Source organism: Sphingomonas beigongshangi, assembly GCF_016820445.1.
GTDB lineage: Bacteria > Pseudomonadota > Alphaproteobacteria > Sphingomonadales > Sphingomonadaceae > Sphingomonas > Sphingomonas beigongshangi.
This window is the reverse complement of the sequence record NZ_JADHDT010000001.1, coordinates 237,822-258,540: the sequence shown is the minus strand read 5'-3', so window position 1 is coordinate 258,540 and position 20,719 is coordinate 237,822. Positions and strand designations below refer to the sequence as shown.

At 68.9% G+C, this 20,719-nt stretch carries 17 protein-coding genes; 10 read left to right on the top strand and 7 right to left on the bottom strand.

Annotated features, from left to right (window positions below; translation table 11 throughout):
- The first annotated feature begins 55 nt into the window (after nucleotides 1-55).
- From IQ292_RS01270 to alr, 4 genes are read left to right on the top strand one after another with little or no spacing between them, the layout of a single operon-like run.
- Nucleotides 56-907, top strand: coding sequence for an ABC transporter substrate-binding protein (locus IQ292_RS01270; protein WP_338057562.1), 852 nt, complete (start codon nucleotides 56-58; stop codon nucleotides 905-907).
- Entirely contained in the window at nucleotides 904-1,860 is a 957-nt protein-coding gene (locus tag IQ292_RS01265; protein WP_203308494.1) for an iron chelate uptake ABC transporter family permease subunit, read from the top strand. Before IQ292_RS01270 ends, IQ292_RS01265 begins: the two co-directional genes overlap by 4 nt.
- The gene (locus tag IQ292_RS01260; protein WP_203308493.1) at nucleotides 1,851-2,621 is read left to right on the top strand and encodes an ABC transporter ATP-binding protein; all 771 of its coding nucleotides are present in this window, start codon (nucleotides 1,851-1,853) and stop codon (nucleotides 2,619-2,621) included. Before IQ292_RS01265 ends, IQ292_RS01260 begins: the two co-directional genes overlap by 10 nt.
- A 40-nt stretch (nucleotides 2,622-2,661) precedes the next feature.
- A complete protein-coding gene (alr, locus tag IQ292_RS01255; RefSeq protein WP_203308492.1) occupies nucleotides 2,662-3,684 on the top strand; it encodes an alanine racemase in 1,023 nt (340 codons plus the stop codon).
- A 254-nt stretch (nucleotides 3,685-3,938) separates the two neighbouring features.
- Here alr and IQ292_RS01250 read toward each other — a convergent pair whose 3' ends face one another.
- The 3 genes from IQ292_RS01250 to IQ292_RS01240 form a co-directional block, all read right to left on the bottom strand.
- Nucleotides 3,939-7,229: a TonB-dependent receptor domain-containing protein gene (locus tag IQ292_RS01250; protein WP_203308491.1), complete on the bottom strand. Its 3,291-nt coding sequence runs from the start codon at nucleotides 7,227-7,229 to the stop codon at nucleotides 3,939-3,941.
- A 195-nt stretch (nucleotides 7,230-7,424) separates the two neighbouring features.
- On the bottom strand, nucleotides 7,425-8,597 hold the full coding sequence (locus IQ292_RS01245; RefSeq protein WP_203308490.1) for an acetyl-CoA C-acetyltransferase: 1,173 nt from the start codon (nucleotides 8,595-8,597) through the stop codon (nucleotides 7,425-7,427).
- Nucleotides 8,594-9,622, bottom strand: a complete 1,029-nt coding sequence (locus IQ292_RS01240) for an alpha/beta hydrolase (RefSeq protein ID WP_238940745.1) — start codon at nucleotides 9,620-9,622, stop codon at nucleotides 8,594-8,596. Before IQ292_RS01240 ends, IQ292_RS01245 begins: the two co-directional genes overlap by 4 nt.
- A gap of 105 nt (nucleotides 9,623-9,727) precedes the next feature.
- On the opposite strand from IQ292_RS01240, the gene phaR reads away from it, so the two are divergent.
- The 3 genes from phaR (at nucleotide 9,728) to IQ292_RS01225 (ending at nucleotide 11,087) form a co-directional block, all read left to right on the top strand.
- Nucleotides 9,728-10,282, top strand: coding sequence for a polyhydroxyalkanoate synthesis repressor PhaR (gene phaR / locus IQ292_RS01235; protein WP_203308489.1), 555 nt, complete (start codon nucleotides 9,728-9,730; stop codon nucleotides 10,280-10,282).
- 10 nt (nucleotides 10,283-10,292) lie between these two features.
- Nucleotides 10,293-10,478 (top strand): hypothetical protein, encoded by a 186-nt coding sequence (locus tag IQ292_RS01230; protein WP_203308488.1) that lies wholly within the window; start codon nucleotides 10,293-10,295, stop codon nucleotides 10,476-10,478.
- Between the two features lie 81 nt (nucleotides 10,479-10,559).
- Nucleotides 10,560-11,087, top strand: a complete 528-nt coding sequence (locus tag IQ292_RS01225) for a P-loop NTPase family protein (RefSeq protein WP_203308487.1) — start codon at nucleotides 10,560-10,562, stop codon at nucleotides 11,085-11,087.
- Nucleotides 11,088-11,091: 4 nt separating this feature from the next.
- Here the strand turns inward: IQ292_RS01225 and IQ292_RS01220 are convergent, their stop codons facing one another.
- From IQ292_RS01220 to IQ292_RS01210, 3 genes are all read right to left on the bottom strand, one after another.
- Nucleotides 11,092-12,297 carry a hypothetical protein gene (locus IQ292_RS01220; RefSeq protein ID WP_203308486.1) on the bottom strand — a complete coding sequence of 402 codons (1,206 nt, stop codon included), beginning with the start codon at nucleotides 12,295-12,297 and terminating at the stop codon, nucleotides 11,092-11,094.
- A gap of 35 nt (nucleotides 12,298-12,332) precedes the next feature.
- Nucleotides 12,333-13,991 (bottom strand): DUF6311 domain-containing protein, encoded by a 1,659-nt coding sequence (locus tag IQ292_RS01215; protein ID WP_203308485.1) that lies wholly within the window; start codon nucleotides 13,989-13,991, stop codon nucleotides 12,333-12,335.
- A 79-nt stretch (nucleotides 13,992-14,070) separates the two neighbouring features.
- Nucleotides 14,071-15,627 carry a TadA family conjugal transfer-associated ATPase gene (locus IQ292_RS01210; RefSeq protein WP_203308484.1) on the bottom strand — a complete coding sequence of 519 codons (1,557 nt, stop codon included), beginning with the start codon at nucleotides 15,625-15,627 and terminating at the stop codon, nucleotides 14,071-14,073.
- A 126-nt stretch (nucleotides 15,628-15,753) separates the two neighbouring features.
- Between IQ292_RS01210 and IQ292_RS01205 the strand changes: the two genes are divergently transcribed.
- Nucleotides 15,754-17,259 carry a S1C family serine protease gene (locus IQ292_RS01205; RefSeq protein ID WP_203308483.1) on the top strand — a complete coding sequence of 502 codons (1,506 nt, stop codon included), beginning with the start codon at nucleotides 15,754-15,756 and terminating at the stop codon, nucleotides 17,257-17,259.
- A gap of 109 nt (nucleotides 17,260-17,368) precedes the next feature.
- Nucleotides 17,369-18,910 carry a hypothetical protein gene (locus IQ292_RS01200; RefSeq protein WP_203308482.1) on the top strand — a complete coding sequence of 514 codons (1,542 nt, stop codon included), beginning with the start codon at nucleotides 17,369-17,371 and terminating at the stop codon, nucleotides 18,908-18,910.
- Between the two features lie 2 nt (nucleotides 18,911-18,912).
- Here the strand turns inward: IQ292_RS01200 and IQ292_RS01195 are convergent, their stop codons facing one another.
- Nucleotides 18,913-19,947, bottom strand: a complete 1,035-nt coding sequence (locus IQ292_RS01195) for a hypothetical protein (RefSeq protein WP_238940709.1) — start codon at nucleotides 19,945-19,947, stop codon at nucleotides 18,913-18,915.
- 213 nt (nucleotides 19,948-20,160) lie between these two features.
- On the opposite strand from IQ292_RS01195, the gene IQ292_RS01190 reads away from it, so the two are divergent.
- Complete coding sequence (locus IQ292_RS01190) at nucleotides 20,161-20,715, top strand: F0F1 ATP synthase subunit delta (RefSeq protein ID WP_203308481.1); 555 nt, start codon at nucleotides 20,161-20,163, stop codon at nucleotides 20,713-20,715.
- Nucleotides 20,716-20,719 lie beyond the last annotated feature (4 nt).

Below are 20,719 nucleotides of genomic sequence, written 5' to 3'. Positions count from 1 at the left end.
GCCCGGTGGCCCCGGACCCGTTTCGGCGGCCACCAAACGGCTGACGCGCGACAAGGTGGTCGCACGAAGTTCCTCGCCGCACCGGGGGCTCGGGACGGGCGCCGGGGCGACGGCGGGCGTCTGGCTCGGTGCGCTCCTCCTGCTCGCCGCCTGTGCTCCGGCCCCCGCAAGGACGGGGGGCATCGTCTCCACCAACCCCTGCGCCGACGCGATCCTGGCGGTCGTCGCGCCGGATCGGCTCGCGGCGGTCAGTCATTATTCGCATGATCCCGGCGCGACCTCGATGCCGCTCGCGCTCGCGCGGCGCTGGCCCGCGACGTCCGGCACGGCGGAGGAGGTGATCGCGCGCCGTCCCGAGCTCGTCGTCACCGACAGCTTCGCCCCCGCCGCCAGTCGCGAAGCCTATGCCCGCGCGGGGCTGAAGGTGCTGACGCTCGACATCGCCGCCACTATTCCCGCCAGCGAGGCGCAGGTCGCGACGCTCGCCGCCGCGGCCGGCCATCCGGAGCGCGGCGCGGCGCTGATCCGCGCGATCGATGGCGCCATCCCCCGTGCGACCGGCCGGCGCCCGTCGGCCTTGCTGTTCATCGCCGGCGATCTCGCCAATGGCGGCGGAACCCTGCTCGACGCGTTGTTGCAGCGCGCCGGCTTCCGCAACGCCGCCGCCGATTATGGCCTCGCCTTCACCGGCGCGCTGCCGATCGAGACGATCGCCGCCCATCCGCCGCGTGTGATCCTCAGCGATGACGATGGTCGTTCGGCGAACCTGCGGCGCCGCGTGCTCGATCGTGTCGGGGCCCGCACCGTCGAGGCGCGTTTTCCCCGCCGCCTGATGAATTGCGGCGGCCCGGCGCTGATCCCTGCGCTGCGCCGTCTCGCCGCCATCCGCGCGAAGGTCCTTTCGTGAACCGCGCGGGGCGGATCCTCGCGCTGGTGCTGCTCGTCGCGGCGGCCTTCGCGCTGTCGTTGGTCGCGGGCAAGCAATGGCTGCCATGGGACAGCCCCGCCGCCAGCGCGATCTTTGTCGAGCTGCGCCTGCCGCGCGCAGCGCTCGGCCTGCTCCTTGGCGCGATGCTGGGCCTCTCCGGCGCGGTGCTGCAGGGTTTCCTGCGCAATCCGCTCGCCGACCCCGGCGTGCTCGGCGTCTCGTCGAGCGGCGCACTCGGTGCGGTCTTCGTCATTCTCTACGTCGGGGCGAGCGGCCTCGCGCTGTTCGCGGCCGCGATGGCCGGCGCGCTGGTCGCGCTGCTGGTGCTGACGGCCCTGACGTGGCGGGGCGCGGACGCCGTCGCCTTCATCCTCGCAGGCACCGTCCTGTCCAGCCTGACCGGTGCGCTCACCGCCTTCCTGATCGCGATCGCGCCCAATCCCTACGCGGTGGCGGGCGTGCTCGACTGGCTGATGGGGGCACTGACCGACCGCGGGCTGGCCGACCTCGCCCGTGCCGCGCCGTTCCTCGTCGCGTCGATCGTGCTGCTTGCCTTCACCGGGCGCGCGCTCGATGCGCTGTCCTTAGGCGAAGCGGCGGCGCGGTCGCTCGGCATACGCGTCGACCGGCTGCAATGGGTGGTGATGGTCGGTACCGGCGTCGGCGTCGGTGCCGGTGTCGCGGCAACGGGCGTGATCGGCTTCGTCGGGCTGGTGGTGCCGCATCTGCTCCGTCCGCTGTTCGGTCACCGCCCGTCCGATCTGCTGCTGCCAAGCGCGCTGGGCGGTGCCGCGCTGGTGCTCGTCGCGGACAGCCTGTGTCGCCTCGCGCCGGGCGCGGCGGAGGTGCGGCTCGGCGTGGCCATGGCGCTGATCGGTGCGCCCTTCTTCCTGATGCTGTTGCTGCGCCGCAGGGGGCAGGCATGGATCTGATCGCGCGCGATCTGTCCGTGTCGCTCGGCGGCCGCCCGGTCCTGCATGGCGTCGACGTCGCGCTTCGCCGCGGCCGCGTCACCGCGATCCTCGGGCCCAACGGCGCAGGCAAGAGCAGCCTGCTCAAGGCGGCCGCGGGCTTGCTGCCGCCGCAGACGGGAACCGTGACGCTCGGGGACCGTGGGATCGGGACCATGGGCGAGCGGGAAAGGGCGCAGACGATCGGCTATCTGCCGCAGGACGCGACGGTACATTGGAACCTCCACGCCGGCGACCTGGTCGCGCTCGGCCGTCTGCCGCATCGCGCGCGCTTTGCCGCGCCGTCGCAGGACGATCGGGCGGCCATAGCGGCGGCCATGGCCGCGACGGAGACCGGGGACCTCGCCGATCGGCCGGTCGCGTCCCTCTCCGGCGGCGAGCGCGCGCGGGTCCTGCTGGCCCGTGTGCTCGCCGGGCGGCCGCGATGGCTGCTCGCGGACGAGCCGCTCGCCAGCCTCGATCCCGCGCATCAGATCGACCTGCTCGATCGCTTGCGCGGCCTTGCCGCCGAGGGGGTCGGGGTGGCGGTCGTCCTGCACGATCTCGCGCAGGCGGCGCGCATCGCGGACGACGTCGTCCTGATGCGCGACGGCCGCGTCGCGGCAGCGGGCACGGCCGCCGAGATCCTGTCGCCGGAGACGATCGCCGCCGTCTTCGACGTGACGGTCGCGCGCCTGCCGGAAAGCCGCATCGTCGTGCCGGTCGGTCGCATCGCGCGCTGACGGCATCGACGCGGGCGCGGTCGCGGCTTATGCGCAGGCCGTGACCGCACCTCTACGCCTTCGCCTCGATACCGCCGCCCTGCAGGACAATTGGCGCGCGCTCGCGCGGATCAGCGGCCCTGCCGCCTGCGGCGCCGCGGTCAAGGCGAACGGTTATGGTCTGGGAGCGACGGTCGTCGCGTCCCACCTGGCGGCGGCGGGATGTCGCGACTTCTTCGTGGCGACATGGGCGGAGGCGGAGCGCCTCGCCGGGCTGGGACTGCCGAACCTGTCGGTGCTGCATGGTGTCCGCGACGCCGACATGGACCTGGCCCGCTCCGCGATGGCGCGGCCGGTGCTGAGCACGCCGGCGCAGGTGGCGCGCTGGCGCGACGCGGGCGGCGGCGCGTGTGACGTCATGGTCGATACCGGCATGAATCGGCTGGGCGTCGCGCCGCAGGACGTGCACGACGGCCTGCTCGACGGACTGCGCATCGAGACGCTGATGAGCCATCTCGCCTGCGCGGACGAGGACCATCCGATGAACGCGCGCCAGCGCGACCGTTTCGCAAGTCTTGCCGGCGCGACCGGCGCGCGGCGGATGAGCCTCGCGAACTCGGCGGGTATCGCGCTCGGCAGCGGATATCACTTCGACCTCGTCCGGCCGGGTATCGCGCTCTACGGCGGCGTGCCCCGCGACGAGCTTGCGGGCGTCATCCGCCAGGTCGCCTATCCGGAGGCGCAGATACTGCAGCGGCGCACGGTTCGTGCGGGGGAGACGGTCGGCTACAACGCGACCTGGACGGCGACGCGCGACACCGAGGTCGCGATCCTGAACCTCGGCTATGCCGACGGCTATCGCCGCGCCTTTTCGGATCGGGGCAGTGGGGAGGGCGGGGCATTGCCCGTGATCGGCCGCGTCTCGATGGACCTCGTCGCGATCGACGTGACCGCGCGTCCGGCGCTCGCCGAGGGCGACTGGGTGACGCTGGACTATGCGTTGCCGGCGGCGGCGATGCGCAGCGGCGTGTCGCAATACGAGCTGCTGACGGGGCTGGGGACGCGGTTCGCCAATCAGGGTTAACGGCTCTCGGGTCCTGTCCAGACGTTGAAGGGGCGGCCCGCGATGAAGCGCGTCGCGAGGCGACCGACGCATGACGCGTCCGTCTGCCAGGCCACCTGGTTCGAGCGTGCAACCACATCCGCCGCCAGCCCTGGGGACAGAGGTGTCGTGCATCCTAGCGGGGAGGCGATCCTTTAGCGCCGCCCCGAGGGCCGTGAGATAAAAAAGGGGACCGGTGGATGCCCACCGGTCCCCGAGAGTTCATGCAAACGAGATTAGAACCGGGCGCGGAACCCCGCGTGATAGGCGCGGCCGGTAAACCGGAAGATTGCCGAGCCGGTGCCCGTCCCAAGCGTGCCGAGCGGCGGGAGCTGATTGAACACGTTGTCAACGCCCGCGTAGAACTGGAAGGCGTCCTTCTTACCGTTGTTCGCGATATCCCACGTCATCTGGAGATCCGAATAGCTGATCACCGGATACTTGATGGGCGACGAAGCATCGATATTTGCCGCCGGCAGGCCGTTCACGGAATTGAAGTTGCTGTACGAGGTCACGTACTGCGCCCCGATCAGGTGCAGGCGATACCCGAACGTGACCGCGCCAATCGCCAGATCGTTATCCCATTGGAATTCATCCTTGGGGAACCCGACGTTTTCGAGGTTATGCGTTTCGAAGTTCGGATTGGTCGGATCTTGATAGTCGCTGTTCCGCAGCGTGTGGACATACACCATGTTGGTGTTGAACCTCACGGTCTCCGACAAGTCCTTGCGATAGGATATGTTGAAGTCGATACCCTTACGCTCGCGCTTCGCAAAGTTGAGCGGCGCCTGGATCAGCGAGTTGGCAAGGATCTGCCCCGGCAGTTCGCCGGCAGGACCCGTCCCGGTGCCCAGGTAACGCGAGAAGGCCGAGCAGAAAACGTTGTTCAGGCTTGCCGAGTCATAGCACTGGTTGACGATCGTCTGTGCGGCGACGGAGGCGATGATGCCCTTAACCCGAATGTTGTAATAATCCACCGTCACCGACAGGCCCGGGATGATACGCGGCTGGAACACGCCGCCGAACGTCCACGAGTCCGACTTTTCAGGTGAGAGGTTCGGGTTGCTGCCGCTCACGATCGGCAGGGCGACACCGTTTACGAGGTTGTTCCGCTGCGCGGCCGTCAACGCGGCCGTGCAATTGGTGTTGCGGTTCGCGTTCGCGCCGATGTTGTTGGCCTGACAGGGATCCTGGAAATTGTTCGCGAAATTCGGAACCAGCGGGAAGCCGGTTTCCGAGACGTTCGGCGCACGGACCGCTCGGCCATAATTGGCGCGGAAACGGACGTCAGCGATCGGCGACCACTGGGCGCCGGCGTTATACGTCCAGGTCGAGCCGATGCCCTTGCCATAATCCGAGTAACGACCCGCTCCGGTAACGGTCAGTTCCTTGAAGAACGGAAGGTCGCGCAGAATCGGCAGCTGAATTTCGCCGAAGCCTTCCTTCACCTTGAAGGCGGGCGGGTCGAACAGCGGGATCGAAACGCCGTTGGTATAGCCATCGGTAACGAACGGATCCTGCCGGTAGAAGGCCTTCTCACGCCGATATTCGCCGCCGAGCGAGAAGCGGACGGGACCACCCGGCAGCTCGAACAACTGGCTCGAGTCGCCGCCGAAGAATGCCTGGATGTCGAGCTGGGTCAGCTTGGCCTTGGCATCAAAGGCGCGCGAGAAGTAGGAGACGGCCGCACTGTTGTCCGAGCCGCCAAACGGATTGTACGGCTTACAGGCCGCGATATCCGCCGCAAGTCGCGCCGCATTGACTGCGGGATCGCCGGAAGCACCGCGCTGGATGGCGATTGCAGCAGTCGGATCATACTGGGACCGGCACTGGATCTGACCGGTGGTCGGATTCCGTCCGGCATCCATCGCCAGCGAGAACCGCTGGCGGTCGATGAAGCCGTTCGTGTTGGTCGTCTGATTGAACTCGCCGTAGTTGCCCGAGATTTCGTAGTTCCAGTCGCCGTTGAAGGTGCCACGAAGGCCGCCGACGATACGGTACGTTTCGCGGGTGAACTTTTCGTCGCGCAGACCAACGTCGAGCAGATTGCGGGCAAGCTGGAAACGGTACGAGCCATCTGCAATCGCAGCGCGGTTCGCGGCGGTCAGATTGCCGCCCGCCGGACACGAAGCGGTGAGACTGGTATTACAGCCCGACGCCAGAATCAGATTCGTCAGCGTGGTGCGGTCTGCCGCAGCCAGGAACGGGTTGTCGAGACGCGGCCGCTCGCGCGCGTCGCCGATGTTGCCCGTGTTCCCCGAACCGGTCTGGATGAAAGACGGACCGGCATTGTTGCCGAGAGCCTTAACCCGGTCGTACTTCGCCTCGAGGAAGACCTCCACCGCCGGCGCGAACTCGTAGTGCGACAGCACGTTGAAGTTGACCCGCTCCAGGAACGGCAGGACCGAGACCGTCTGTCCCTCGCGGCCGGTCGCCCCGTTTCCGCCGAGGATACCACCGGTCGGACCCGAGCCGTAGCGCGCGCCGGTCTGCGGAACCAAGCGGCCGTCCTGGGTGAAGATGTAGGTGCAGTTGTACGGCGTGCCGAGGTTGTTGGGGCCACCGTTGGTGGGCAGCGTGCCGGTGCCGCAAGCTGCAATGCCGGGCTGCTGCTGGATGGGGATCAGGCCGTACGGATTGTTCGTCGCGCTGCGGATGTCACGCAGGAAGATGGCGTCCGGGAACCCGTCACTGCCGTTGGGCAGGCCGCCCGGATCGGTATCGACAGTCGCGATGCCGCTGACTGTCCGGAAGTACGGCACGCTGGATGCGAAGACGCGATCCTGATGCGTGAATTGGCCGCTAACCGTGATGTTGCCGCGACCTTCGGAGAAGTTATGCCCCGCGACCGCGGAAATCAGCTGATTCCCACCGAAGCCGCCTTGATTGATAGCGGTCGTACCACGCACCTCGAGCCCGTTGTAATCGCGCTTCAAGACGAAGTTCACGACGCCGGCGATGGCATCCGACCCGTACACTGCGGAGTTGCCGCCGGTCACGATATCGACGCGGTCGATAAGATTGTTCGGGATCGAATTGACGTCCGGCGACACTGCGTTGTTCAGGATGTCCGCCGCAACGTGGCGACGACCGTTGACCAGAACCAGCGTGCGCGAAGTGCCCAGGCCGCGAAGGTCGAGGAGGTTCAGACCACCGATGCCGATGCCCGCACCGGGGTTCTGCTGTGAAAACGTGCTCGCAAGCTGCGGCAGATCATTCAGCGCCTGGCCGACGTTGGTCTGTCCTTGGGCCAGGAGGCTATCGCCGCTGACGGAGGTGATCGGAATATCAGAGACGAGGTTGGGGCTGCGGATGCGCGAACCAGTAACGACGATTTCCTCGCTCGGCCGTGTCGCCTCGCCCTTGGTGGCGCTGTCGCCCGTTTCGTCGGAGGCGGATCCTTGCGGCGAACATTCCGTCTTCACGGTGTCCGAGCACGGCGGAAGCGTGGTCGTTTGCGCTATCGCCGCGGGAGCGAGCAACAGACCTCCCGCGAGCGCGCTCGCGGACAGCAGCCAAGTCTTCATTATGAACCCCTATTTGCGGCACTTTTGCCTTTGACAGGGGTATGTTGGCTTAACGGCTTGCCGACAAACAAGCCGTTTTCTGACAACCGTATGAACGACGCGTCACATTGCGACGGAGTGTCGCCAAAAAGACACAAAAATGCGTCTGCAATCCTTTCCTATCCGATAAGTTTCGATTTTGGGGCCAAACGCGCCTCACCGCTCGACGCACATGGCGATCCCCATGCCGCCGCCGATGCACAGCGTCGCGAGGCCCTTTTTCGCGTCGCGCTTCTGCATCTCGTAGAGCAAGGTGGTCAGCACGCGGGCGCCGCTGGCGCCGATCGGGTGGCCGAGGGCGATCGCGCCGCCGTTGACGTTGACCTTGTCGGCGTCCCAGCCCAGCTCCTTGCCGACCGACAGCGCCTGCGCCGCGAACGCCTCGTTCGCCTCGATGAGGTCGAGGTCGGCGATCGTCCAGCCGGCCTTTTCCAGCGCCTTCTTCGAGGCGGGGACGGGGCCGATACCCATCACCGACGGATCGACGCCCGCGCTCGCCCAGCTGCGGATCGTCGCCAGGACCGGGGCGCCGCGCCGCTCCGCCTCGTCACGCGACATCAGCACCAGCGCGGCCGCACCGTCGTTGAGGCCGCTGGCGTTGGCCGCGGTGACCGTGCCGTCCTTCTTGAACGCCGGCCGCACGCCCGACACGCTGTCGATCGTCGCGCCGGCGCGGATATATTCGTCCTGGTCGACGACGGTGTCGCCCTTGCGGCCCTTGACGGTCACCGGTGCGATCTCGTCGGCGAAGCGGCCCGAGCCGCGCGCGGCCTCGGCGAGATTCTGCGAGCGGACGGCGAACGCATCCTGCTCGCCGCGAGTCACCTGATATTCCTGCGCCAGGTTCTCGGCGGTGATGCCCATATGATAACCGTTGAACACGTCGGTCAGCCCGTCGTGGACCATCGTGTCGACCAGGCTGACGTTGCCCATCTTGGTGCCGCCGCGCATCGTCTGGGCATGCGGGCTGAGCGACATGCTTTCCTGCCCGCCGGCGACGACGATCGTCGCGTCGCCGGTCTGGATGGCCTGGGCGGCCAGCGCGACCGCGCGCAGGCCCGATCCGCACACCTGATTGACGCCCCATGCGGGCACTTCCTTGGGGATGCCGGCCGCCATCGACGCTTGGCGGGCCGGGTTCTGCCCCTGCGCCGCGGTCAGGACCTGGCCGAGGATCACTTCCGATACCTCCTCGCCGTCGACGCCCGCCTGGGCCAGGGCCGCCTCGATCGCGACGCGACCCAGTTCATGCGCGGGGGTCGCGGCGAAGGCGCCCAGGAAGCTGCCGACGGGGGTGCGCTTGGCGGCGGTGATGACGATCTCGGTCATGGCGATCTCCTTGTGTGGCGGCCTTTAGCGGGTGGCAGCGCACCGATCCAGTCGGCCAGCGGCTGCCAGAGCGCGCCGCGGGCCCGCCCGCCGACGATCATCCCGACATGCCCCAGCGACAGGTCGCGGCGATCGGCCAGGCCCGCGGCGGTGGCGGCCGGTACGATGCGGTCGGTGGTAGAGACGAATTCGACCGCGGGGCAGTCCAGACGGTGCGGTCCGGCGGGAGCGCCCGCGATCGACCAGAGGCCACGGCCGGGCGCGTCCTGCGCCACGAACGCCTCGAACAGATCGGTGGCGAAGGCAAGGGGCAGCGGCGCGCCGGCATTCGCCCAATCCTCCAGCCGGACGAACGCCCGCGCCGCCGGGGCATCCGGCGCGAGGCGGCCGAACCGCACGTATTTGTCGATCGTCCGCGCCGGGTCGAGGCGCCAGAAGCCGCTCTGCAACGCCTCCATGGGCAGGACGCCCAGCGCGTCCGCGGCGGGACGGGCGGCATCCCAGAGGTCGAGCATCGCGCCGCGCGCCGCCTCGCCATAGCCACGATGCCGCCATGGCGCTGCGATCGTGGCGAGGCCGGCGACGGGCGTCGCGCAGGCCGCGGCGAGCGCCAGCGTGCCGCCCAGGCAGTAACCGACCAGCACCGGCGGGCGATCGAGCACGGCCAGCAGCGGCACGAGCATAGCCTCGACATGCGCGGTGACGCCCAGCTCGCGGTCCGCGGCCGTGGCCTCGCCCCAGTCGATCGACAGGACGCGATGGCCCCGGTCGACCAGAAAGGCGGCAAGCGATGCGTCGCCGAGATCGAGGATCGCCGGCGGATTGATCAGCGACGGTACCAGCACGACGGTGGCGAGGCCGGCGTCGGCGTCGCCGCCATGGTCGCGCAGCACCGCGCGGCCCGCGCTCGCCACGACTGGATGGCTCGGCGGCGGAACGGGGCGCGGCGCGGCCTGATAGGCGGCAAGGCCGGCGAGCGCTGCGGTGCGGCGCACGGGATCGTCCCGCGTTTCCTCGCGCAGCATCGCCAGGAACAGAGGCAGCGGACGCGGCCCGTGTTGCGACGCAGAAAACACAGGTCTATCATCCCCTTTCGTCACGGACGGGATCGTCGCGGACAGGGGAGCCGTATGAAGAAACAGAACAAGGGCGACGGCACGGTCATCATCAAGAAATACGCCAATCGGCGCCTCTACAATACCGAGACGTCATCCTACATCACGCTCGACCATCTGGCGACGATGACCCGCGAGGGGCGTGACTTCAAGGTCGTGGACGCGAAGACCGAAGAGGACATCACCCACAACGTCCTCACCCAGATCATCATGGAGGAGGAAAGCCGGGGGCAGACGATGCTGCCGGTCAGCTTCCTGCGGCAACTGATCGCGATGTACGGCGACTCGATGCAGGCGATGGTGCCGGGATATCTGGAGGCGTCGATGGACAGCTTCCGCCGCAACCAGGAGCAATTCAAGAGCGCGGTCGAGGGCGCCTTCGCCGGCTCGCCCTTCGCGGAGATCGCCAAGCGCAACCTGGCGATGTTCGAGGCGGCGGCGGCCGCGTTCAAGCCGGCATCGCCCGCGCCGGCGCCGACGCCCGCACCGGGCGGCAACAAGGACGACGAGATCGCCGCGTTGCGCGCCGAACTGTCGCGCCTGCAGGAAAAGGTCGAGAAGCTCGGCTGAGCCGGTGGCGGTGCCGGTTGCATTCGCGGGCGCGGGCGCGGGCGTGGTGGTCGCCATCCTCGCCGCATGGCGGGAGCGGCGGCGGCATCGACGCGCCGACCTTGATCGCGTCGGCTGGATCGACTGGCGTTCCGTCCAGCTGGCGGCGCTGGTCGTGGCGATGATCCTGGTCAGCATCGGCCTCAACGCTCGCTGACCGCCAACGACGATCCTGAGGGCGACGTCGGTCATGCCGAACAGCAACAAGCCTGGCTTTCCTCCGCCATCGGGGCGGGCCGTGACCCTCGACGATCTGGGTCCGCGGGTCGTCCTGATGGGCCCCTCCAATGCCGGCAAATCGACGCTCGCGCGCGCGATCGGCAGGGCGCGCAAGATGCCGGTCGTGCACCTCGACCTGTTGCATCACCTGCCGGGGACCGATTGGGTGCCGCGTGCCCCGGATGCCTTCGTCCGGCTGCACGACGCCGCGATCCAGCAAGACCGCTGGGTGATGGAGGGCAATTATACCCGATTGCTGCCGCAGCGGCTGGCGCGGGCGTCGGGGCTGATCCTGCTCGACGTGCCGACGCGGGTCAGCCTCTGGCGCTATGTGCGGCGGTGCTGGTTCGAGAGCGACCGCGCCGGTGCGCTGGAGGGCGGCAGGGACAGCGTCAAATGGAGCATGCTCCATCATATCGCGGTCGCGACGCGCGCCAGCAGACGCCGCCATACGGCGCTGCTGGCCGACCTGGACATCCCCTGCATCGCACTGCCTTCGCCCGATGCGATCGCCGAATTCTACCGACGCGAGGGGCTGGGCCGATGACGGCTCAATAGAAACGACGCGTGGTAAGCGATCGCAAGGCGCCCCCGCACAGGCCGAGCCGCACGATGGTGCCCGGCGGCGCGATCGACCAGTCGGCGAGCGCGCTGCGGGCATAGTCCGCCGGGATCGCCGCGCCGTCGATCGTGCAGATCATGTCGCCGGCCGCCCAGCCCGTCATCGCGGCGGGGCTGTCGCGCATGACGTGGAGGACCTTGAGCCTGCCCTGCTCCATTCCGACCAGAAGCCCGCTCGTCGAGCGCAGCGGCGGCACGTCGGCATCGGGACCGGGCTGCAGCACCATCCGCCCCGCCGACGGGTCGAGCAGCACGCGATAGTGTTGCAGGAACCCCGATCCGATCCGCCCGGCGACGCCGATCTGTTCGGAAAAGCCACCCTCCGGTTCGACGCGAACCTCCACCTCGCGGGCGACGCGTTCGCCGATCGACAGCCTGGGCAGGATGGCGAGCGTGCTCGTCACCGCGCCGGCGAGTCCGAACGAGATGGTCGTCGTGGTCGGCAGGCCGTTGGGCCGTACCGCGCGCCACGTCGGCTCCGACAGCGTCAGCGCGGCGCCGTCGCCGGTATCGAGGACGAGCGGCGCGACGCGGCGGCCGGCGATCGTCGCGCTGCTTTCGTAGACGCGGCGGGTCGGCGACACGGAGAGCGGCGCGAGCGCGCCCGCGAACGGCAATTGCCCGGAGGGGAGCAGGCGGAAACGATGATTGGCGAAGTCGATGTCGAGCGCCTGGCCCGCGACGATGTCGCGACCGACGAGGATGTCGACAGGTGTGGCGCTTCCGGTGGCGAGCGCGGGCAGGTCCGCGACGGTGACGCCGCCGCCGGTGCGCGTAAGGCCGCCCAGGCTCAGCCGCGCGGTGGGCAGCCAGCCGATCGGCACCGCGCCGCCGATCGCGGTCGCCTTGCCCCCGTCGGTGATGCGTGCCGGATCGGCGGCGGCGGACTTGCGCGCGAGCACCGAATGGCTGACGCCGGTATCGAGTATGGCGACGAGCGAGCGGGCGTCCAGCGTCAGCGTGAACCGGATCTGGTTGCCCGGCGTCAGGTCGAACGGCACCCAGCGCACGTCGCTGTCCGGCGCGAGCGTCGCGATGCCATCGCCCTGCGGCGGCACGAGCGCCGGCGTGCGCGCCACGACGGAAGGGGCGAAGGCGGCCGCGGCGGCGGCGAGGAGCAGGGTGATCGGCAACATCGGTCGCCCCTGCTACCGCGCGAGCGAGCGCGAGGCTATGGGCGTGGCGCGATCACCGGAACGCCGTCGAGCAGCAGCGGCGTCGTGCCCGCCGGCGGGGACGCCGTGGGCAGCAGGACGTACATCCGACCGGGGACGAGCGCCCCGCGATCGAATGCCTGCCGTTCACCTCGCAGCCGTGCGGCGGTCTGGCGGCTGATCCGCGCGGCGTAGACGCTGGTGACGGGAATGCCCGCGTCGATCGCGCGCCAGGCCACTTCCTGGAACAGCGACAGGTCGCGCGGCGGCTGGCCGGGCATGAAGGCGACCGAACGCGCCCTGCCGATCAACATTTCCCAACGCGGATCGAGCGTGCGTCGCCACAACCGGTGACTGGCCGCATCGGCGCTGGTGGTGCGGATCGCCCGCGCCATCGGGGCGAGGTCGATCGCCTGAACGGTCACCAGCAGCGCGAGGAGCGGGCCCGCGTAACGGGCGGGCAGGCGGTAGACGGCGAGCAACGCGACGAACACCAGCACATAGCCGATCGGCCAGAACAGCCGCCCGGACGCGCGCACCGGATCCAGCACATGCAGCACCGCAGCGGGTAGGGGCGCGCTCCAGATCGACAGCAGTCCCAGCAGACCCAAGGCAGGCACCAGCGCGCGGAGCCGATCCGTCGTCTCCCGCATTGCGGCAGGGGCGGCGTGACGGCGTGCGATCAGCAGCGCCACGGCGACGAGCGCCAGTCCGCCGGCGCCCATGTACTGGAACCCTTCGGACCATTGCGCTTGATCGTAGGGGCCCTGGCCCGCGAGACGCGATAGGCCACCGGCATGCGGATTCCAGAGCGCATCGATCGGTACCGCGAAGGCACCGAAGAATTCGGTCGGCATCTGGTCGCCGACGCCGAGCCACCGTGCCAGCACCGCGACGATCGCCAGCATCGCCGTGCCCGCCAGCAGAACCTGTCCGCGCACAGGCCACGATCCACGGCTGAAGCGGTCGAGCAGCGCCGCGCCCCATAGCGCGCCGACCATGACCAGCAGGTAGCTGTGGATCAGCGCGGTGGCGACGATCAGCGCCGCCCACCAGCGCCATCGGTCGCGGCGCGCCGGGTCGACGAACAGCCACAGCGCGGCAAGGATCGTCCAGTGCGCCATCAGATTGACGTGGATGAACCGGTTGGCCAGCGTCGGCGGAAAGGCGAGCAGCACCACGCCCGCGCACAAGGCCAGCGGTCCCGGCGCATGCCGGCGCAGCAACGCCCAGGCGAACAGCGCCTGCAACATCAGGTTCAGGAGCAGGACCGGCCCGACGAGCTGTGCGTCGGCGGGCAGGAGGGCGGCGAACGGCTTTGCCAGCAGCACGGCGAGCGGGTTGCTGTCGGTATACAGGACCGGGACGCCGTCGGGCGCGTTGAGCAGGCGGGTCCTGAGCGATGCGCCGGCATGCACGTCATGCCAATAGGCATGGGCGCCCAGCGCATTCTCGCCATTGTCGGTGCCGCGGATCAGCCAGCCGACATTGCCGATGTCGAGCGTCGCGGGTTGGAACAGCGCGAGATAGAAAGCGAGCGGCAACAGCAGGAGCAGCGCGGGCAAGAGCAGCGCACCTGCGCGCGCGCGCCAGCGACGAGGCACATCGGCCGACATCTCTCCGCGATCCGGCGTGCGCAGGGCGCGCGCGACGGCGCCATAGGCCGCGCCGTTCACCGGCACGTCCGCGACGAAGGATGCAGCGGTGAAAGGCGCGCCATCACCATGGCTGTCGTCCCCGGCCGCCCCCGCTGCCTTACAGGCACGCTTCCAGGAACGCGCTGTCGAAGCCGAACTGCTTGGCCTTGTCGAGCGTGTAGGGCCTGAGGCCCATCGAGCGATATTCGCCGATGATCTTGCCGTCGGCGCTTTCGTCCAGATACTCGAACTTGAAGAGTTCCTGCGTGACGATCACCGGCCCTTCCATGCCGATCACCTCGGTGACGTTGGTGACGCGGCGGCTGCCGTCGCGGAGGCGCTTCACCTGGATGATCAGCTCGACGGAATCGGCGATCTGGCGACTGATCGCCTCCTTGGGCACCTTGATGTCGCTCATCAGCACCATGTTCTCCATACGCGCCAGCGCCTCGCGCGGCGAGTTGGCGTGGAGCGTGCACATCGAGCCGTCGTGACCGGTGTTCATCGCCGCGAGCATGTCGAAACATTCCGCGCCGCGGATTTCGCCCAGGATGATCCGGTCGGGACGCATACGCAGCGCGTTCTTGACGAGGTCGCGGATGTTGATCTCGCCCTGGCCCTCCAGGTTGGCGGGGCGCGTCTCCAGCGGCAGCCAGTGCGGCTGCTGCAGCCGAAGCTCGGCCGCGTCCTCGATCGTCAGCACCCGCTCGCCGGGGTCGATCATCTTCGACATGGCGTTGAGCATCGTCGTCTTGCCCGAGCCGGTGCCGCCCGAGATGATGACGTTGAACCGGCTCGCGCCGGCGATCTTCAGCGCCGTCGCCATCTTCGTCGACATCGATCCGCCGGCGGCCATCATGTCGAGCGTGATCGGCTTGGCCGAGAATTTACGGATCGAGATCGCGGTGCCGCGCAGGGACAGCGGGGGCACGATGACGTTGACGCGGCTGCCGTCCTTGAGGCGCGCGTCGGCGAGCGGCGTCGTCTGGTCGACGCGGCGGCCGACCGAGTTGCAGATCCGCTGCGCGATCTGGAACAGATGCTCCTCGTCGCGGAACTGGATCTGGGCGAGCTCCAGCTTGCCCTTGCGCTCGACATAGGTCTGGTCGGGTCCGTTGACCATGATGTCGCTGACCGCCGGATCGGCCAGCAGCTCCTCGAGCGGGCCCAGGCCGAGCAATTCGTCGACCAGCACCTTTTCCAGCGCGAATTGCTCGCGACGGTTGAGCGTCAGCTTGAGCTCGGCGAGCACCTCGCCGATGATCGGTCGGAATTCCTCCGCGAGCTCGTCCTTGCCCAGCGTCGCCGCGGCTTCGGGATCGACGCGCTCCAGCAGACGCGGAAGGACCTGCTCCTTGATCTTGTGCACGGAGGCCTCGAAGCCCTCGGCGCGGCTGTTGCCGGCATCGCCGCTGGCATTCTGGCGCTCGGCGAGGCGCGCCATCGCGTCCATCGCCGTGCCGGGCATGGTGCCCGGACCGAAGCCGTCGGCCGCGCCGGCGTCTGCCGCACCCATCGGCGGCATCGATTCCAGGGGCGGAAACTGGCCTCCGCCGGTCAGCGGATCCGGCTCCGGGCGGGCGAGGCCGCCACCCTGCATAGGCTTGGCGACACCGAACGCCGGGCGCACCGGTTGCCCGCTCCCCATTCCATTGCGACGGCCGAACGCGCTCATCCCTCAGTCCTCATATTCGAGTGCGAAGGGGTAGGGGCCAAGGTTTGACATTTTCCTAACCAAACCACCCGCCTGGCGGCGGACACGCTTGACAGCGCGGCCCCGCCCGCGTTCGAAGGCGCGGCCATGCTGCGCCGCCTCCTCATCCCTCTCGCCCTTCTCGCCGGGGCGACCCCGGCGGCTGCGGACGACATCGGCGCGACCGCGCGCGGCGTCGTGCGCATCGTCACCATCGCGGTCGTCGACGGACAGGTGGTGGGCTTTGGCCACGGCAGCGGCGTCGCGGTCGCGCCCAACCGCATCGTCACCAATGCGCACGTCACCGAACTCGCCGAACGCTATCCCGACAATGTCGTCGTCGGCGTGGTGCCGAGCGAAGGCGACAAGAGCTTCCAGGGCCATGTCGTCGCCTATGATGCCAAGGCGGATCTGGCGATGATCGAGTTCTCCGGCGCGCGCCTGCCGCCCGCGACGCTCTACACGGGGCCGGTGAGCGAGGGCGATCCGGTCGTCGCGCTCGGCTATCCCGGCAACGTCGATCTCGCCACCGCCCGGTCCGCCGCCGACTATATACGGCCGACGTCGCCGGTTCGCTCGGAAGGCGTCTTTTCCGGTCGTCGCACGCTGACCGGGGTCGAGGTGCTGCTTCACACCGCCAGCATCGCCCGCGGCAATTCGGGCGGCCCGCTGCTCGACCGCTGCGGACGGGTGATCGGGATCAATTCCGCGATCACGCGCGGCGAGGAGGGCGACAGCTCGTTCGGCTTCGCCATCGCCGATACCGAGCTCGCCGCCTTCCTCCGCGCCGCCAAGCAGCCGTTCCAGCAGGTCGGCACGCCCTGCACCTCGATCGAGGAGCGGCTGCGCGAGGACAGCGACGCGGATGCCCGCGCGCGCAGCGACGCTGCGTCGAACGCGCGGGAGACGCTGGCGCGCGAGACGCTGGCGCGCGAGGCGGCGCTGGCGGAGGCGCGCGCCACGGCGCTGACCCGGCGGGAGAATGCGATGGCGCTCGCTGGCCTGATGCTGGTGCTGGGTGCGATGGGGATCGGCGGCGCCGGGTTCCTCGTGCTGCGCGAGGACGCGCGGCGCGCCCGCTGGGCGCTGTATGGCGGCGGCGCGGTGATGGCCGGTGCTGTGGTCGTCTATCTGCTGCGCCCGTCCGCGGAGATCAGCCTGCCCGCCGTCGCCGCCGCGGCGCGCCCGGTGGCGAGCGCCAATGCGCCGCTCGGCCGGCTGACCTGCGCCTTCGTGCCGCAACGCAGCCGCGTCACCGTCTCCTCGACGCAGGACGTGTCGCTCGACTGGGGACGCAGCGGCTGCGTCAACGGTCGCACCCAATATCTGCCGGGCGGCGACCGGTGGGAGCGGGTCCTGGTCCCCGACGGCGAGCAGACCGTGTCGGTGCTCGGCTTCGACCCGGCGACGAAGACCTACACAAACACGCGCTACCTCCTCGGATCGGCGGCGATGGAGTCGGTGCGCAAGATGCGCGGCGATGCGGTCCCGAAATCCTGCACCGTCGCGCCCGCGACGATCGAGCGCCTGACGCAGGCGGAGGCCGCAATCCGCGCCGCGCTGCCGCCGCTGCCCAACGAGAAGCTGGTCTACAGCTGTCGAAAGACCGGATGAGGCGCGCGGGGACGATAATAATCCGTTTTCGATCTATCCGGCCCATGAATCCTTGCGAGATAAGCAGACGCTTTTAGTCTCGACCCCGGTCTTTGGGGAGGGCGGGTATATGGCGCGGATTCTGGCATGGCTGTCGGGCGCGGCGTGCGTGGCGGCATGCGCCGTCGCCTCCCCCGCCGCGGCCGAATGGCGCCAGGCGACGAGCAGCCACTTCATCGTTTACGGCGATACGAGCGAGACGAGCCTGCGCGCCACGGCGGAGCGCCTCGAACGGTTCGACGGCGTCCTGCGCTATTTCCACGCCATGCCGGCAAAGCCGGCGGGAGAGGACGAGGCGAACAAGCTGACCGTCTACATCGTGCCCAGCGTCGGCGCGGTACAGCGGCTCTATGGCAAGGGCGGAAACGACGTCGCCGGCTTCTACTTCGGTCGGGCGAGCGGATCGGTGGCCTTCGTCCCCGACAAGGGGATGGGGGACGGCGACAACGGGCTCCAGCCCCAGATCGTGCTGTTCCACGAATATGCGCACCACATGCTGCTGACGAACTACGCGATCGCCTATCCGTCCTGGTTCGCTGAGGGTTATGCCGAATTCGCCTCCACCACGCGTTTCGACAAGGACAAGATTTGGGTGGGCGGCGCGGCGCAACATCGCGCCTACAGCCTGTTGCTGACCCGGGGGCTGACCGTCCAGCAGCTTTTCGAAGCCGACCGCCGCAAGCTCAAGGCAGAGGATACCGAATCCCTGTATGCCCGCGGATGGCTGCTGACGCATTACCTTATGCTCGATGATACGCGCCGCAAGGCTTTCCAGCGTTTCCTCGTTGCTTTCAACAAAGGCACGCCGTCGTTGGAGGCCGCAAAGGCCGCGTTCGGTGATCTTGGCAGCCTGAACCGCGACCTCAACGCCTACCTCAACCGCAACACCCTTCCGGCCGTGACCATTCCGATGGACAAGTTGCCGACGCCTCGCGTTTCCGTTCGCCTGCTCACCGAGGGCGAGCGCGCGCTGATCCCGTTGCGCATCCGCTCGGACCGCGGCGTCGGGGAAAAGGATGCCGCCGATGTGTTCGCCCGCGCGGCGCCGCTCGCCGCGCGCTTCCCCGCCGACGCGACCGCGCAGGGCTGGTTCGCCGAAATGGCCTATGACGCCGGCAAGGACGACGAGGCGGAGGCCGCGGCCGATCGCGCGCTGACACACGATCAACGATCGATCCAGGCGCTGATCTATAAGGCCAAGGTGCATCTGCGGCGAGCCGTGACACGCAAGGCGGATGTCGCGGGATGGACGGAAGCGCGCAGCTGGCTGCTCAAGGCCAACAAGGTCGAAAATGACAATGCCGAGGCGCTTGAGACCTATTACGACAGTTTCGGCATGGCGAACGTCAAGCCGACGAAGAATGCCGTCGACGCGCTTTACCGCGCGATGGAGCTGGTGCCGCAGGACGATAATCTGCGCTTCCGTCTCGCCCGCCAGACGCTGATCGACGGCGATGTCGGGACGGGGCGGCAGGTGCTGCGCCCGCTCGCCTATTCACCCCACGCATCGGCCGACAATGCCGCCGCGCGCCTGCTCGCCCTACTCGACGACGGAAAATCCGGTCCAGCCGCCATCGCTGCACTGGAAGACGGCGGCAATCCGGCGAAATAGGCTCAGAGCGCCGCCATGTGGCGCACGTCCTCGTCGCCCGCGGCGAGCGCGCCGACGCGGGCGAGACCGCGGGTCACTTCGCCGCCGGCCTTGGGCGCGAACAGGCGCGCCCGGCCATAGCGGTCGCGCGCTTCGGGATAGAGGCCCGCGGCTTCCGCGCAGAGCGCGAGGTTGAACATCGTCGGACCGTGATCGGGGACCATCGTGTCGACCTGCGCGAACCCACGGCAGGCGGCGGCGGGATCGTGCTTGGTCTGTCGCACGGCCTGCTTGAACACCGCCGCGGCTTCCGGCGGCAGGCCGTCGCGGCTTTCCAGCACGCGGACCTTGTAGCTCTCGCGATGCGGAGCGAGGTCGAGGCGCACCTCCTGCGCGATCGAATCGACCATGGACTGGATCTCGCCGTCGACGCTCGTCTCCACCCCGGAATCCTCGCACCAGCTGCTGCTGTCGTCGCGGGTCTTGGGGCTTGCGAACAGCATGCGGCGATCGTTCCAGCGCAGGACCCTTAGGTCGGCGCGTACCGCGATCGTGCGGCGGGTGCAGGCGACGCGGTAGCGCGTGCGGCTGACGCATTTGCCGTCCTTCTTCTCCGTGCAGCGCTCGCGCGTCTCGCTATAGTCTTCGTGCGACACGGTGGCGCCCGCATCGCCGACGAGCAGGCCGTCGGGGCGGAGCGAGGCCGGCACGATCTGCGCATGCCGTACGCCGTCGCGCCCGAGCGTCGCCAGCCGCTGCGCGATGGCATCCGCCAGTCGCCCGCCCTCCGGCCCGCCGATCGCGCCGACGCCCAGCGTCGGAAGCAGGCTCGCCTCGCGCGCGGTGGCGGCGAAGATGCCCTCGACCCGCAGGACTTCGGCGTCGGCAGATATAGGAAAAAGGGCTGCTAGGACGGCGGCCGTCATCGGCAGCACGGGGGGGCGTATCCGATCGCGTGCCTGCGCCGGCCGCTCCGCCTCGACAGGGGAGGCAGCGTCCGTTGCGGCGTCGCGGCCGCGACCTTGCTGTCCCGATCCGCCGACTGTCGCACACCGCATCGCATTGCTCCCTTGTCTCGCCCGTTTGCCGATCGTTACGGCGGCGTTCCTGAACGGGCCGTTGCGGCCGCGTTCATCGGGTGTTGCCTCGCCGGCCGTGCGCGTCTTGCATCCTCGCCACCCCCATGCTAGCCGCCCGCAACCCATAGCAGGTGCGAGCTTTCGCGCCCTCTTCCCCATGGGCCAACATCAGTTGTGAGGGATTTCGATCGCGTGGAGACGTCCGGCGGTATTCAGGCAAGTTTAGGCGGACGCTACGCGCTCGCGCTGTTCGAGCTGGCACGTGATTCGAAGAGCATCGACACGGTCGAGTCCAGCCTGTCGCGTGTCCGCGACGCGCTCGACCAGTCGGCCGATTTCAAGGCGCTGACCGCGAGCCCGCTGGTCGCGCGCGGCGCGGCGGCGAAGGCGGTGCTCGCCGTCGCCGACGCGCTCGGCGTCGATTCGACCACCAAGAATTTCCTCGGCGTGCTCGCCGAGAACCGCCGCCTGGGCGCGCTGCCGCAGATCATCCGTGCCTTCCGCCAACTCGCCGCGCGTCATCGCGGCGAGGCGACCGCCGAGGTGACGAGCGCGCATCCGCTCAGCGGCGACCAGGTCGACGCGCTCAAGCAGCAGCTGCGCCAGCGCCTTGGCCGCGAAGTCGCGGTCGACCTGTCGGTCGACCCCGCGCTGCTCGGCGGGCTCGTCGTCCGCATCGGTTCCCAGATGATCGATTCGTCGATCCGTACCCGTTTGAATGCGCTCGCCAGCGCGATGAAAGGCTGACGTA

Coding starts and splice junctions, on each gene's coding strand:
- IQ292_RS01245 (WP_203308490.1), bottom strand. CDS start 8,597: ATGACCGAGATCGTCATCACCGCCGCCAAGCGCACCCCCGTCGGCAGC.
- IQ292_RS01220 (WP_203308486.1), bottom strand. CDS start 12,297: ATGTTGCCGATCACCCTGCTCCTCGCCGCCGCCGCGGCCGCCTTCGCC.
- IQ292_RS01200 (WP_203308482.1), top strand. CDS start 17,369: ATGGCGCGGATTCTGGCATGGCTGTCGGGCGCGGCGTGCGTGGCGGCA.
- IQ292_RS01260 (WP_203308493.1), top strand. CDS start 1,851: ATGGATCTGATCGCGCGCGATCTGTCCGTGTCGCTCGGCGGCCGCCCG.
- IQ292_RS01210 (WP_203308484.1), bottom strand. CDS start 15,627: ATGAGCGCGTTCGGCCGTCGCAATGGAATGGGGAGCGGGCAACCGGTG.
- phaR (WP_203308489.1), top strand. CDS start 9,728: ATGAAGAAACAGAACAAGGGCGACGGCACGGTCATCATCAAGAAATAC.
- IQ292_RS01250 (WP_203308491.1), bottom strand. CDS start 7,229: ATGAAGACTTGGCTGCTGTCCGCGAGCGCGCTCGCGGGAGGTCTGTTG.
- IQ292_RS01240 (WP_238940745.1), bottom strand. CDS start 9,622: ATGCTGCGCGAGGAAACGCGGGACGATCCCGTGCGCCGCACCGCAGCG.
- IQ292_RS01205 (WP_203308483.1), top strand. CDS start 15,754: ATGCTGCGCCGCCTCCTCATCCCTCTCGCCCTTCTCGCCGGGGCGACC.
- IQ292_RS01195 (WP_238940709.1), bottom strand. CDS start 19,947: ATGCGGTGTGCGACAGTCGGCGGATCGGGACAGCAAGGTCGCGGCCGC.